The sequence below is a fragment of the Intestinimonas timonensis genome, assembly GCF_900626145.1.
GTDB classification, from domain to species: Bacteria; Bacillota; Clostridia; order Oscillospirales; family Oscillospiraceae; genus Intestinimonas; species Intestinimonas aquisgranensis.
In genome coordinates, this window is sequence record NZ_LR130817.1 from 1,878,421 (window position 1) to 1,891,886 (window position 13,466).

Genomic DNA, 13,466 nt, shown 5'->3' on the forward strand with positions numbered 1-13,466 from the left:
TTGCTTTCTGCTTTTTTCGTGATTTTTGCCTGTTTTCGTCTTTCTGTTCTACTGACCAGAACAACTATTTGTGTATAAAGCGAAGAGAAATTTGCAACTTTTTTGGGCAAAAAGTGCCCAAAAACCCTCACTTTCAAGTGGCCCCACCAATTATTGAGTGGTCCTGTTTTCGGCACTGTAACTAATTTACATTTTTACCGTTGAAACAGAAAAAACGTGCAGAGATTGCTCTCTGCACGTTTCGAACGAAGGTATTTTTAGCGCCGATGCGTAATTTCGTGGCGTTTGGGGCCGGTGGAGACGATGGTGATGGGCACACCGATCTCCTTCTCCAGGAAATCCACGTAGCCCTTGGCCTCGTTGGGCAGGCGGTTGTAATCGGTCTCGCCCCGGATATCGCACTTCCAGCCGGGCAGGGTGGTGTAGACCGGTTTCGCCCGCTCCAGCAGCGGGGTGACCGGGAAGTCCCGGGTGATTTTGCCGTCGATCTCGTAGCCGGTGCAGACCTTGATCTCGTCCAGATAGCCCAGCACGTCCACGGCGGTGAGGGCCACCTCGGTGGCGCCCTGAACTTTGCAGCCGTAACGGGTCGCCACGGCGTCAAACCAGCCCACTCGACGGGGACGGCCAGTGGTGGCGCCGTATTCACCGGCGTCGCCGCCCCGGTGACGCAGCTCCTCGGCCTCATCACCAAAGAGCTCAGACACAAAGGCACCGGCGCCCACAGCGCTGGAGTAGGCCTTGGTAATGGCCACGATGCTCTTGATGTCCTGAGGGGCCACGCCCACGCCCATGCAACCGAAACCGGCCAGAGTATGGGAAGAGGTGGTGAAGGGATAGATACCAAAATCGGGGTCCTTCATGGCGCCCAGCTGGGCCTCCAGCAGGACCTGCTTACCCTCGGCCAGCGCCTCCTTAACGAAGCTCATGGCGTCGCCCACGTAGGGAGCGATCTGATCCCGGTAGCCGGTCACCTCATCGAAGATGGCCTTCGGATCAAGCTTGGGCTTATGGTACAGGTGCTCGAAGAGCACGTTTTTGATGGCACAAACCTGCTCCAGCCGCTCCATCAGGCGGGGCTCATCAAAGAGCTCACAGATCTGGATGCCGTATTTGGCGTACTTGTCGGAATAGAATGGGGCAATGCCCGACTTGGTGGAGCCGAAGGCGTGACCGCCCAGCCGCTCCTCCTCATACTGGTCCTGAAGGACGTGGTAGGGCATGAGCACCTGGGTGCGCTCATCGACGATGATATGGGGGGCGGGCACGCCGCCGTCCCGCAGGTGCTGGAGCTCCTCCAGGAATTTGGGTACATTCAGTGCCACACCGTTGCCGATAATGTTGGTGATGTGGGGATAAAAGACACCGGACGGCAGCTGGTGCAGGGCAAATTTTCCATAATCGCAGATGATGGTATGGCCCGCATTTGCGCCGCCCTGGAACCGGACGACAACGTCAGATCCCTCCGCGAACAGGTCGGTGATCTTTCCCTTGCCTTCGTCGCCCCAGTTGGCTCCGACGATCGCTTTGACCATAGTTGATTCCTCCCGTGTGTTCAGTGTTCCGAGGACTGAAGTATTATATTCCATCCATTCTTCAGATGCAAGAAAGAATTTCCCATTTTTAGACTTTTTCAGGATTTTTCTGGCCATCCAAAGTCTGGTTTTTTTGCTCCAGGGGCAACAAAAATTCTATGATCCCACTTTCGTTTGGACCCAACGCTCCCGTGGGAAAATAGATCCTGAGTCCAGCCGGCGTGAGAAAAAAGCAACCTGCAGAAAATCGGGTTTCCGCCAGTCGCTCCGCATCCTTCCATAACATGATCCCCTCCTCCCGCATGCCTCTGAGTCCTTCACGCACCTGAGCCAGCACCTGTCCCCGCCAGTGCCGTTCCCATGGAAACAGCTCCCCAAGGGTGAGCGGCAAACCATCCTGCCTGGTCCAGGTAGCCGCGGTGCGCACCGCGCGGCCCTCCTCCCTCCCCTGCCGTTCCCCACCCTCCATCCACAGGCTGCACACCCGGTCGTCCTCATAGGTCAAAGCGGCGCTCAGCCGGGCCCGCCATGGCCAGAAGGGTCGGGCACGCTCCCTGGCCCTTGCACAGTCCGCGCAGGCCGCCCGGTAAAATTCTCCCGTCCAGCGCCGGTACCACAGAGCCCCCAGACGGGCGCACCAGCGCCCCATACGGTCCGCCGCCCGATCGTGCTCCACCGGCAAGGGTACCGTCATCTCCAACTCAGCCACCGGTTCTTCCTCCCAATATAGGGTTTCCTTCCAGCAAATGTATCTCCACACCAAAAATCACCTCTCTTTCAGTATATGCAACATGAAAAAGTGCGCTTCATGCACAAAATTCCCTTTACTTTCATACTTCAGTGTAGTAAAATTTTAAGGGCCCGGCCCGTTCAACGCACGGGCCAAGGATAATGAAAGAGGTGTCTTCCCCCTATGACAAAGAAAACCAAGGAGAACGGCGACCTGCTCTATGAGAGCATCCTGACTCTGAGGGACCTGGACGAATGCAAGCGCTTCTTTGAAGACCTGTGTACCGTGGCCGAACTGCGGGCCATGGAGCAGCGGTTTGAGGTGGCTCTTCTGCTCAACGACGGAATGATCTACAACGACATTCTGGAGCGCACCGGCGCCAGCAGCGCCACCATCAGCCGAGTGAACCGGGCGCTCAATTACGGCGCCGATGGCTACAAGCAGGTCCTCCCCCGGGCCAAGGAGCTCCGGCAGCGGACCGAGGAGGATGCATGAGCAGCTATGAATCCCTGGCGCTGCGATATGACGCTCTTACCGCCGACGTGGACCACGAGGCTTGGGCCGACTATCTGGAAAAGCACTTTTCCCGCAGTCCGATCCCCATCCACACTGTCCTGGACTTGGCCTGCGGCACCGGCGCCATGACCTGCCTGCTGGCCCAGCGGGGCTATGAGATGATCGGCGTGGACCTGTCTGCGGAGATGCTCTCCGTGGCGACGGAAAAGGCGCAGGACCTCACCGGCGTCATCCCCCCCATGTTCCTCCAGCAGCCTATGGAGGAGCTGGACCTCTACGGCACCATCGACGCCTGCGTCTGCTGCCTGGACAGCATCAACTATGTGACCCGTCCCAAGGCCTTGCTGCGGGCCTTTCAGCGGGTCCATCTCTTCCTGATGCCCGGCGGGCTCTTCCTCTTCGATGTCAACACCCCGGAGAAGCTGGAGGGGCTGGACGGCGGCATGTTCATCGATGAGACCGATGACACCTACTGTGTCTGGCGGGCGGACTATGCCCGTCGGAGCAGAATCTGCACCTACGGTTTCGACCTCTTCTTCCGCCAGGACGACGGACTCTGGCGCCGGGAGGAGGAAGTGCATCAGGAGAGGGCCTACACGCCGGAGGAGCTCACCGAGCTGCTTCGGACGGCTGGCTTCACTCACATCAAGCAGTATGGCGACCGAAAGATGCGGCCGCCCAAATCCGGCGAGGACCGGATATTTTTTGCAGCCCGAAAGGAACTATAATATAGTATGGATGAGATCGTACGCATGATTACCGGCGACGGCTCGGTAAAGGCCATTGCCATCACTGGAAAGGACTTGGTGGAGCGCGCCCGTCAGATCCATAAGCTCGCCCCCCTGGCCACCGCCGCTCTGGGCCGCAGCCTCATGGGCTGCTCCATGATCGGCGCACCCCTGAAGGAGGAGAAGGGCTCTGTCACCCTGCGCATCAAGGGAGGCGGTCCCCTTGGGAGCATCATTGCCGTGTCTGACTCCCAGGGCAACGTTCGGGGCTACCTGCAGAACGGCCAGGTGGAGCTGCCCCTGAAGGGGCCCGGCAAGCTGGACGTGGGTGCCGGCGTGGGCACCGACGGCTTTTTGACCCTCATTAAGGACATCGGCCTCAAGGAGCCCTATGTGGGCAGCGTCCCCCTGGTGAGCGGAGAGATCGCCGAGGACCTCACCGCCTACTTTGCTACCAGCGAGCAGATTCCCACAGCCTGCGGCCTGGGCGTACTGGTGGACACCGACCAGTCCGTCCTCTGTGCCGGCGGCTATATGCTCCAGCTCCTGCCCGGCGCCGACGATGCCGTCATCGACCGCCTGGAGGAGGCTGTCCGCAGGCTGGGACCCGTGACTGAGGTATTACGTCAGGGCGCCGACGCCGCTGAGGTGCTGAACCGGCTGCTGGAGGGTATGGAGCCCGAGCTGCTGGAGCGCACCAGCGTCTCCTATAAGTGCTACTGTGACCGGGACCGGGTCTCCCAGGCCGTCATCAGCCTAGGCAAGGAGGAACTGCGGGACATGATCGACAAGGAGGGCTCCGCCGACCTCACCTGCCAGTTCTGCGATAAGGTATACCACTTCTCCAAGGAGGAGTTGGAGGAGCTGTTGGCCTCCGCCACGGAGGACTGAGCTTCTCCCCTTTCCGCACTGGAAGGGCCCTGCTGGGCCCTTCCAGTGGGCTGGAAAGAAAAAATGAAAAAATTTGATTTTTAGTGTTGACAGATCGGGATCTGCTTGCTATAATAACTTTCGCCGTCTGACGAGAGCGGCCAACAGGGGAGCATAGCTCAGCTGGGAGAGCGCATGCCTTACAAGCATGATGTCACAGGTTCGAGCCCTGTTGTTCCCACCATAGGTCCTGAACCCAAAGCAAAATGGCGTGGTAGTTCAGTTGGTTAGAACGCCGGCCTGTCACGCCGGAGGTCGAGGGTTCAAGTCCCTTCCGCGTCGCCATTTGCCTCTGTAGCTCAGTTGGTAGAGCAGGGGACTGAAAATCCCCGTGTCGCTGGTTCGATTCCGGCCGGAGGCACCAGAATTTCTCCGGAGGATTCTTCGGGTATCCTCCGGAGAGATTTCCTTCTTCCCTAGCATGAAACGCAGATCATCAGCATAACATGTACTGTGATTTGCAGGTGTAGCTCATCTGGTAGAGCGCCACCTTGCCAAGGTGGAGGTAGCGAGTTCGAGCCTCGTCACCTGCTCCAGCAAATGATAACAGAAGCAAGCGATTGCTTCTGTTATCCATATGGCGACATAGCCAAGTGGTAAGGCAGAGCTCTGCAAAAGCTCCACCCCCAGTTCGAGTCTGGGTGTCGCCTCCATATTGTAAAAAAGGTATAGATGCCGTAGGCTTACAGCCTACGGCATCAACCTTTTCCGGGTTTTTACCCCCCTCAAATTCAGGGTTTGAACAATAGATGACATAGGCTATTCCGGTGGATGAGCAAAGATTTGAACCACTATGCTGCCACCATTTTGCAGGATTATATGCCGGTGCCCTTTTTGAAAGCGTTTTTTTCAAAAAAGACACCGTTTTTCAGACTAAAAAGATTCACAAAATTATGGGCACCGTTTTGTTGGTTAGGGAGAACCATCAGAGTGGCGCCCTTTTTTGTTTTCCCAAAATTCAAAAAGGGCACCATTCGACGCAGGATATCAATGCACGAGGCAATTAAGCATTGTGGTTTGTTTTCCGAATTATACTAGGGCTTGTTTGAAAAAAGGCGGAGATTGTGCTAAAGCAACAAAATAGCGATGGAGGCAAGATACACAAAGGCTAGGAAGGAAGCATCCGACTTGTCATATCTGGTGGCGATTCTGCGAAACCACTTGATTTTCTGGAAAAAACACTCCACCAGATGGCGTTCTTTATACAGATGCCAGTCAACCGGCCAGGGATCGGAAACGTTGCTTTGCGGCGGGATCACATAGCTGGCCCCGTGCGCTGAGATATATTCCCGAATCGTCCGGGCACCATAGGCCCGGTCTGCCAGCACGGCACTCCCGCCGATTCTGACCTTTTTCAGCAGTTCAACAGCGTGAACCGAATCGTGGTCATTTCCAGCGGAGAGAAGGAACTCCACCGGGTTTCCCAGACCGTCTACGACAGCGTGGAGCTTTGTGTTCCACCCGCCTTTGGTACGGCCAACCGCCTTATCCGCCGTTTTTTTCCCCGCCATTTGCGCTTTCATGCACCTTTACGCAAGTGGAGTCCATGCTCAGGTTCTCCATATCCGCGTCCGCAGACCGTGTGTGGAATACCGCTTCCAGAGTGCCCTCATTCCGCCATTTGGCGAATCTTGCGTATATAGACTGCCAAGGACCATAGGTCGCCGGCAGCTCACGCCACTGCGCACCGCTCCGGACGATCCAGAGCATTCCGTTGAGCATGATCCCGCTATCCTTCCGGGGACGACCCCGCTTTCCCGTTTCTTCCGGTGGCAGCAGCGGCTTGATTCGTTCCCATTGTTCTTTTGTTAATTCATATCGTTTCATGCTCATAGCTTCGCATAACTTGGTTTCTTGTGCAACTTTTATTTTTCAAACAAGGCCTAGTAAGACTCGTGCATCCGCTGAACCCATGTAGCGATATCCCAGTTAGGCTGTCTGGCAGAGAAACGGAAGTCAAATTGATGCAATCTTGGAATGCATATGAGCACATGAGAAGGATCCCTTCTCCAATCACCACCGAGCGAATCTCGTCCCGGTACTTGTACCAAGCCGTATCCTCTGCACTCCAGTCGGGTTTTACTGTGTTGGGACCTTCATCGTACATATATCCATCACCATTGAAGGTCAGTGTACCCTCGCTGTCCAATGTCCAAGTCATATTCTCGCCGCAGATTCCGCTATCCACGATCTCCGCCGCTTCCGCTTCCGGCAGCAGCCCGCCCAATGGGGTGCACAGCCCCAGGACCAGTGCCAGGGCGGTCAGAATGCTCAGAATCCGTCTTTTTCCCTCTCTCATGTTCCTCTCTCCTTTTCTTATGTCCCGCAGGTCCGCCCCAGCGCCTCCAGCTCCGCCGCCGTCTCCTCCGCCCCCAAAGCCTGGGCGCTGGCGGGCAGGTGGGTGAGCCAGCCGTGGAAGGCCCGGCACAGGTCGGGCTCCTTTACCTGGACGGAGCAGAAGCCGTCCTGGAGCGGGAATCGCTCTGTGGTGAAGAAACCCACCCCCGAGCGCTGGGAGGTGGTCATGCTCAGGTAGTCGGGGAAGGTTCCCGACGACAGGATACGGCCGGTGATGTCCCCGCTGTGGATGTGCCCGGCCAGGGCGTTCAGCAGCTGCCGCCGCGTCTCAGGCGGGAAAGGCGCCACAAAGGCCACCGGGAAGTCGTCCAGGGAGCCGGTTTGACAAAACCGCTCCACCCCGCTGCGGGTGAAGAGGGTGTAGAACCGCTCCACCGACCGCAGCCGTCTGAACCGCTTCCGAGCCACCTCCTCCAGCCGGTCGTGGAAGGGCAGCTCTGACCGCAGGTACCAGCCGATGGTGGCCTCGTCGTAGAACCGGCCGAAGCAGGGCTGGTCCATGACCATGTAAAAGCCGTCGTCGTCGGTGCAGCCGTCATAGGACTCCAAAATCTCCACCGGGTCGGCGGTGTACTGGATCAGGGGGTGACAACGCTCCAGCAGGGTCTGGAAATGCCGGTGGTAGCCCTCCACCTGGTCCTCCCCCCGCAGGAGCATAGCCTGTCCTCCGCTTTCCGAGAGACAGACCACACAGCCGTGGGTCACCAGGAAATAGGGGTAGGGGTCGGTATATCGGGCGGCCAGGGTGTCGTCGTAATAGTAGTAGGGGTGGTAGTGCCGCTTGGACAGCAGACAGATGGGGAAAATGCTGCAAAAACACCCCAGATTGTGGAGGTTGATGTCCTCCGCCGCCCCGGAGGCGTCGAAGGCGATGATCTGCCGCACCTCCGCCCCCATACGGCCGTCCAGATATCGGCGCAGCAGCTCCCCCGCCAGAAAGGCGTCGGTGGGCGGCACCGTCAGCTCCACCCGGGCGTCTGGCCGGGTGAGCTCCTGGGAGCGCACCATCCGCAGCAGGGGCTGCACGTTGGTGGTGCCGTTGAAGATAGACCGCCGCCCGGCGTAGCCCTCTAGGTCCAGCAGCAGCCGGCTCTCCTCAAAGGCCGGCGGGGCGAAGTCCAGTTCGGCCAGATCGGCGAACATCCGGCCCACCATGGCACGGGAGCGGCGAATGCCCTCCTTTTCAAACTGGGCATCGTAGCAGTCCCGCAGCCGCCTCTCCTCATCCGGGGTCAGGCGCAGGTGGTTAATGAGACCGTCCAGTGCGTCATAGGGCAGCACCCGCTGGCCCGCCAAGGTCTTGGAGAGGGCCGTCCGCTCCACGCCTGACAGCCGCGCCAGCGCTGAAATGTTCATCTGCCTGACTTGTATCAAATCCCGGAGGTACTGGCTGAAAAGCTGCATATCTCCACCTCAAATCCCATGATATGGATTTTTATTTATTATTTAGTATACCACAGAACCCTTTTGCCGGGTGTGCAGAAAAGAAACGATTTTACCGCACACACCAGCGCACACTGTTCACCGGCCCCGCTGGGCAGTTTTCATAAGAAGAAGCCCCATATCCGACGGGATTTTCACTTGACAGCCGGCGGGAAATGTTGTATCATACTACTCGTGTAAAGCCGTCATGCTTTACAAGACGGAACGGAGGTGCCGCAATGAAGAACCAGGCCTATCGGATGGCAATGCTCTATGATTTCTACGGCGACCTGCTCACCGACCGTCAGAAAGAGTTTTACGACCTCTATTACAATGAGGACCTCTCCCTGGCTGAGATTGCTGAAAACTACGGCATCACCCGCCAGGGCGTCCGTGACGTCATTGTCCGGGCGGAGGCCTATCTCACCGAGATCGAGGACAAGACCGGCCTCATCCGCCGGTTTCACACCATGCAGGGCCAGCTCCGTGAGGTGGCCGACTGCGCCCAGAAGGTCCTGGACCTGAATGACGCCAAGCTGGGCAGCGACGAGCTGGAGACCCTGGCCGGGCGCATCAAGTCCCTGGCCGACACCCTGATTCAGGAGTGACCTATGGCATTTGAAGGACTGACCGAAAAACTCTCCAACGCGTTCAAAAAGCTGCGGAGCAAGGGGCGCCTCTCCGAAAATGACGTCAAGGACGCCATGAAGGAGATCCGCATGGCCCTCCTGGAAGCCGACGTCAGCTACAAGGTGGTCAAGGAGTTCACCAAGACAGTGACCGAGCGGGCCATCGGTGCCGACGTGCTGGAGAGTCTGACCCCCGCACAGATGATCGTCAAGATCGTCAACGAAGAGCTCACCAACCTCATGGGCGGCGAGAGTGCCAAGCTCAACATCTCCTCCAAGCCGCCCACGGTGGTGATGGTCGTCGGCCTCAACGGCGCCGGTAAGACCACCAACTGTGCCAAGCTGGCCGGCTTTATGAAAAAGCAGAATGGCAAGCGGCCCCTCCTGGCCGCCTGCGATACCTTCCGTCCCGCCGCCATCCATCAGCTGGAGGTGGTGGGCGAGCAGCTGGACATTCCCGTCTTCCAGATGGGGCAGGCCGACCCGGTGGACATCGCCAAGGCCGCCATTGAGCATGCTCGCAAGCACGGCAACGATCTGGTGTTCTTGGACACCGCCGGCCGCCTCCACGTGGACGAGGAGCTGATGGATCAGCTCAAGGTCATGAAGGCGGCGGTAGACCCCGACGAGATCCTCCTGGTGGTGGACGCCATGATCGGCCAGGACGCGGTGAATGCCGCCAAGGCCTTCGACGAGGCCCTGGACATCACCGGCGTCATGCTCACCAAGCTGGACGGCGACGCCCGCGGCGGCGCGGCCCTCTCCATCAAGGCCGTCACCGGCAAGCCCATCAAGTTCGTGGGCGTGGGCGAGAAGCTGGATCAGGTGGAGATCTTCCACCCGGACCGCATGGCCTCCCGCATCCTGGGCATGGGTGACGTGCTCTCCCTCATCGAGAAGGCACAGCAGACCTTCGACATGAAGAAGGCTGCCGAGCTCCAGGAGAAAATGAAGAAAAACCGTCTCACCCTGACGGATTTTTATGAGCAGATGCAGCAGTTCAAAAACATGGGTTCCATCGCCGACCTGGCCGGGATGCTCCCCGGCGTGGACGCCAAGGCCCTGGAGGGGGCCGATCTGGACAAGAATGCCCTAGGCAAAACCGAGGCCATCATCCTGTCCATGACCCCCGCCGAACGGGAGAACCCCTCCATCCTCAACAGCAGCCGGAAAAAGCGCATTGCCGCCGGCAGCGGTACCCAGGTGGTGGACGTGAACCGGCTCCTGAAGCAGTTCGAACAGATGCAGCAGCTCACCAAGCAGATGGCCGGCATGTCCGGCGGCAAGATGGCCCGGCGCATGAGCCGGCTGGGGAAGTTCAAGGGCTTCCCCTTCGGATAAGTTGGTCCGTACCGGCGGAGGATTCTCCTGTGGTACTGCCATATAAGGAATTTTGAAAGATCATTTGGAGGTGACGATACATGGTTAAAATCAGACTGCGTCGCATGGGCGCCAAGAAGGCTCCCTTCTATCGCATCGTGGTGGCCGACTCCCGCTATCCCCGTGATGGCCGTTTCATCGAGGAGATCGGTACCTACAACCCCACCACTGATCCCGCCGAGCTGAAGGTGGACGTGGAGCGGGCTCAGGCCTGGATCAAGACCGGCGCTCAGCCCACTGAGACCGTGAAGGCTCTGCTGAAAAAGGCCGGCGTGTAAGCCGACAGGAGGCGCACATGAAAGAGCTTCTTACCTATGTGGCTCAGAACCTTGTGGAGCACCCGGAGGCCGTTTCGGTCACCGAGACCCAGGGGGACGGCGAGACTCTGCTGGAGCTTCGGGTAGCCCCCGAGGACATGGGCAAGGTCATCGGCCGTCAGGGCCGCATCGCAAAGGAGATCCGCACCCTGATGCGCTCTGTGGCCCAGCGGAAGGGAACCAGGGTTTCCGTCGAAATCGTCGACTGAAAAGCGGCGGGCGTAAGTCCCGCCGCTTTTTCTTTCATTGGGCCATCAGGCCGGAAAGGACTACACCATATGAAAAACAAATTTCTGGAGGCCGGGCAGATCGTCAACACCCACGGCATCCAGGGCGAGGTGAAGATCGTCCCCTGGTGCGACTCCCCGGAGTTCCTCTGCTCCTTCTCTACCTTATATATAGACGGCGCCCCCATCAAGGTCCTGGCCGCCCGGCCCCACAAGGGTAATGTTCTGGCCCGGCTGGAGGGGATCACCGACGTGAACGCCGCCATGCGCCTGAAGGGCAAGACCCTTTCCATCGACCGCACCGGCGTGGAGCTCCCCGACGGCCGCCACTTCCTGGCCGACCTCATGGGCCTGGAGGTCCGGGACGCCGAGACCGGCGACGTGCTGGGCACCATCCACGACATCCTCACGCCCCCCGCCCACGAGGTCTACGTGGTCCGTGGCGGCGGCAAGGAGTATATGATCCCCGCTGTGGACGAGTTCGTCAAGGAGATCGACGTGGACGGCGGCTTCATCCGGGTCAAGCTCATCGAAGGGATGGCCAGCGATGTATAATATCGACATCATGACCCTCTTCGACGAGACCGTGGGCGACATGATGAACGAGTCCATCCTGGGCCGGGCCCAGGAGCGTGACATTCTGCGCATCGAAGCCCACCAGATCCGGGACTACACCTTAAATAAGCAAAAGCAAGTGGACGACTACCCCTACGGCGGCGGCCACGGGGCGGTGATGCAGGCCGACCCCCTCTACCAGTGCTGGAAGCACATCACCGAAACCTACGGCCCCGGTCACACCATCTTCCTCTCCCCCGCCGGCAAGACCTTTACCCAGACTGAGGCAAAGCGCCTCCTCCGGGACTACGACCACCTGATCCTGGTGTGCGGCCACTATGAGGGCATCGATGAGCGCTTCATCGAAGAGTGCGTGGATGAGGAGATCTCCATCGGCGACTTTGTCCTCACCGGCGGCGAACTGCCCGCCATGGTGGTGGCCGACGCGGTGGCCCGGATGGTGCCCGGGGTTCTCTCTGACCCGGAGTGCTTCGAGGAGGAGAGCCACTGGAACGGCATGCTGGAGTACCCCCAGTACTCCCGTCCCGAGACCTGGCACGGCCGTACCGTCCCCCCCATCCTCCGCTCCGGCGATCACAAGAACATCGCCCGCTGGCGGCGGAAGCAGAGCATCCTGCGGACCTGGCGTCGGCGGCCGGACCTCTACCAGAAGCTGGAGTTCACCTCCAAGGAGGACAAAAAGCTCTTCGCCGAGCTCCAGTCAGAGGTGCCGGAATTGCCCCTTCCCGGGGCGGAGGACTGAACTTTTTCCGTCCTCTTGCATAAAGTTTTCGTCGACGGCACCCCCTCTTTTTCCACAGGAGTCCCAAAGATATTTTCCATGTTTTTGTATTTTATACTTGATATTGGTTGTAAATGCCCTAAAATATGGGAACAGAGGGGAGAAAATCTGGGGCCAGTCCCCAGTTATCTCCCCTTTTCCCGTCCCAGTGTCCGCGGCAGCGGAGTCGGAGGCGGGAGCCGCTGAGCCCCAGGGCTTTGAGCTTGTTACTATTTGTAACCTTTTGTTTCTTTTCTCCATCCCAGGCGACGGCAAACGACGGAAAAAAATGGCTTCCTTTTTGCGTATGCCTTCTGAAAGTTCCTGGTTGATTTGACTTTTGCTAAAAAAGTGGCTATAATCCCACCTGTTCCACGCAATGCAAATGATTACAGAATCAACGGATACATCCTTCAGGAGGAATTTTTCCATGTTTGACCGATCATCCAGGGGCGACCGTACCGCCGCCCTGCTGATCTCCGGACTGCTGGCCACCCTGTTTATCACCGGTTCCGCCAGCCCCCAAACCACTTACCACATCACCGACGGCGAGGCCGTCTACACTGTCACCGGCAAATCCGATGACACTGAGGGCGCCCTGGCTCTGGCCGGGGTGGAAGTCTCCGAGCGGGACCGGGTCACCTCTGCCGTTCGGGACGACGGCTCGGTGGCCGTCACCGTGGAGCGGCCGGTGACCACCTACGAGGAGCAGGTGGTGGAGCTGCTGCCCTATGACACCGTCCGCCAGGCTGACCCCGACCTGCTGCTGGGCCAGGAACAGGTGGTGCAGGCCGGCACCCAGGGTACCGTAGCCGCCAGGAGCCGGGTAGTCACCGATCCCGACGGCAGTCTGCGCATCACCTCTATGGGCACCTATGTCTCCCAGGAGCCGGTGGACGAGATCGTAGCCTATGGCACCCGGGTAGCCCCCACCACCCAGTCCTGGCTCAGCGTCACCGACGACGTGCTTACCCGCATCGATGCCGACGCTGACGGCGGCGGTACGCTTACCACAGCATCCGGCACGGAGCTCACCTACACCCAGGTCATCAGCTGCAAGGCCACCGCCTACACCACCCAGCGCCAGTCCTGGAAACGGACCGCCACCGGCACCACCGCCAGAGTGGGCGCCATCGCCGTAGACCCCAGTGTCATCCCCTATGGCACCCGGATGTTCATTGTCTCTGCCGACGGCTCCATCACTTACGGCGTAGCCACCGCCGAGGACTGCGGCGGCAACATCAAGGGCAACCGCATCGATCTTTTCTTCGACACCTACGACGAGTGCATCAACTTCGGGGTCCGGACCTGCGACGTCTACCTGTTGGCCTGACCTCTTCTGTCCCCTTCCGGAAAAT

14 protein-coding genes, 5 tRNA genes and 1 pseudogene are annotated in these 13,466 nt (G+C 59.0%); 15 read left to right on the forward strand and 5 right to left on the reverse strand.

What is annotated here, in order from left to right:
- Positions 1-257 precede the first annotated feature (257 nt).
- Positions 258-1,535: an adenylosuccinate synthase gene (locus tag E0E29_RS16085; RefSeq protein ID WP_130850667.1), complete on the reverse strand. Its 1,278-nt coding sequence runs from the start codon at positions 1,533-1,535 to the stop codon at positions 258-260.
- An 88-nt stretch (positions 1,536-1,623) separates the two neighbouring features.
- Positions 1,624-2,244 carry an RsiV family protein gene (locus E0E29_RS16090; RefSeq protein ID WP_130850668.1) on the reverse strand — a complete coding sequence of 207 codons (621 nt, stop codon included), beginning with the start codon at positions 2,242-2,244 and terminating at the stop codon, positions 1,624-1,626.
- 204 nt (positions 2,245-2,448) lie between these two features.
- On the opposite strand from E0E29_RS16090, the gene E0E29_RS16095 reads away from it, so the two are divergent.
- The 8 genes from E0E29_RS16095 to E0E29_RS16130 all read left to right on the forward strand — a co-directional run bounded on the left by E0E29_RS16095 (position 2,449) and on the right by E0E29_RS16130 (position 5,092).
- A complete protein-coding gene (locus E0E29_RS16095; RefSeq protein WP_130850669.1) occupies positions 2,449-2,760 on the forward strand; it encodes a YerC/YecD family TrpR-related protein in 312 nt (103 codons plus the stop codon).
- Entirely contained in the window at positions 2,757-3,509 is a 753-nt protein-coding gene (locus E0E29_RS16100) for a class I SAM-dependent DNA methyltransferase (protein WP_130850670.1), read from the forward strand. Before E0E29_RS16095 ends, E0E29_RS16100 begins: the two co-directional genes overlap by 4 nt.
- 6 nt (positions 3,510-3,515) lie before the next feature.
- A complete protein-coding gene (hslO, locus tag E0E29_RS16105) occupies positions 3,516-4,400 on the forward strand; it encodes an Hsp33 family molecular chaperone HslO (protein WP_130850671.1) in 885 nt (294 codons plus the stop codon).
- A gap of 147 nt (positions 4,401-4,547) precedes the next feature.
- Positions 4,548-4,623, forward strand: a tRNA-Val gene (locus E0E29_RS16110).
- 24 nt (positions 4,624-4,647) lie between these two features.
- A tRNA-Asp gene (locus E0E29_RS16115) sits at positions 4,648-4,724 on the forward strand.
- Between the two features lie 3 nt (positions 4,725-4,727).
- Positions 4,728-4,803 (forward strand) — tRNA-Phe (locus tag E0E29_RS16120).
- A gap of 96 nt (positions 4,804-4,899) precedes the next feature.
- Positions 4,900-4,975 (forward strand) — tRNA-Gly (locus E0E29_RS16125).
- 43 nt (positions 4,976-5,018) lie between these two features.
- A tRNA-Cys gene (locus E0E29_RS16130) sits at positions 5,019-5,092 on the forward strand.
- A 414-nt stretch (positions 5,093-5,506) separates the two neighbouring features.
- Here the strand turns inward: E0E29_RS16130 and E0E29_RS16135 are convergent.
- The 3 genes and pseudogenes from E0E29_RS16135 to E0E29_RS16145 all read right to left on the reverse strand — a co-directional run bounded on the left by E0E29_RS16135 (position 5,507) and on the right by E0E29_RS16145 (position 8,201).
- Positions 5,507-6,272: pseudogene (locus E0E29_RS16135) on the reverse strand (IS5 family transposase).
- Positions 6,253-6,738 carry a leucine-rich repeat protein gene (locus tag E0E29_RS16140; RefSeq protein ID WP_130850672.1) on the reverse strand — a complete coding sequence of 162 codons (486 nt, stop codon included), beginning with the start codon at positions 6,736-6,738 and terminating at the stop codon, positions 6,253-6,255. The pseudogene E0E29_RS16135 and the gene E0E29_RS16140 overlap by 20 nt, the downstream one beginning before the upstream one ends.
- 17 nt (positions 6,739-6,755) lie before the next feature.
- A complete protein-coding gene (locus E0E29_RS16145) occupies positions 6,756-8,201 on the reverse strand; it encodes a helix-turn-helix domain-containing protein (RefSeq protein ID WP_130850673.1) in 1,446 nt (481 codons plus the stop codon).
- Between the two features lie 257 nt (positions 8,202-8,458).
- Between E0E29_RS16145 and ylxM the strand changes: the two genes are divergently transcribed.
- The 7 genes from ylxM (at position 8,459) to E0E29_RS18500 (ending at position 13,441) form a co-directional block, all read left to right on the forward strand.
- Entirely contained in the window at positions 8,459-8,827 is a 369-nt protein-coding gene (gene ylxM, locus E0E29_RS16150; RefSeq protein ID WP_130850674.1) for a YlxM family DNA-binding protein, read from the forward strand.
- A 3-nt stretch (positions 8,828-8,830) separates the two neighbouring features.
- Entirely contained in the window at positions 8,831-10,189 is a 1,359-nt protein-coding gene (gene ffh, locus E0E29_RS16155) for a signal recognition particle protein (protein ID WP_130850675.1), read from the forward strand.
- Positions 10,190-10,269: 80 nt separating this feature from the next.
- Positions 10,270-10,506 carry a 30S ribosomal protein S16 gene (gene rpsP / locus E0E29_RS16160; RefSeq protein ID WP_130850676.1) on the forward strand — a complete coding sequence of 79 codons (237 nt, stop codon included), beginning with the start codon at positions 10,270-10,272 and terminating at the stop codon, positions 10,504-10,506.
- A gap of 17 nt (positions 10,507-10,523) precedes the next feature.
- A complete protein-coding gene (locus E0E29_RS16165; protein ID WP_130850677.1) occupies positions 10,524-10,754 on the forward strand; it encodes a KH domain-containing protein in 231 nt (76 codons plus the stop codon).
- 69 nt (positions 10,755-10,823) lie between these two features.
- The gene (gene rimM, locus E0E29_RS16170) at positions 10,824-11,327 is read left to right on the forward strand and encodes a ribosome maturation factor RimM (protein WP_130850678.1); all 504 of its coding nucleotides are present in this window, start codon (positions 10,824-10,826) and stop codon (positions 11,325-11,327) included.
- Positions 11,320-12,090: a tRNA (guanosine(37)-N1)-methyltransferase TrmD gene (gene trmD, locus E0E29_RS16175; protein ID WP_130850679.1), complete on the forward strand. Its 771-nt coding sequence runs from the start codon at positions 11,320-11,322 to the stop codon at positions 12,088-12,090. The genes rimM and trmD overlap by 8 nt, the downstream gene beginning before the upstream one ends.
- 448 nt (positions 12,091-12,538) lie before the next feature.
- Positions 12,539-13,441 carry a G5 and 3D domain-containing protein gene (locus E0E29_RS18500; RefSeq protein ID WP_207303618.1) on the forward strand — a complete coding sequence of 301 codons (903 nt, stop codon included), beginning with the start codon at positions 12,539-12,541 and terminating at the stop codon, positions 13,439-13,441.
- Positions 13,442-13,466 lie beyond the last annotated feature (25 nt).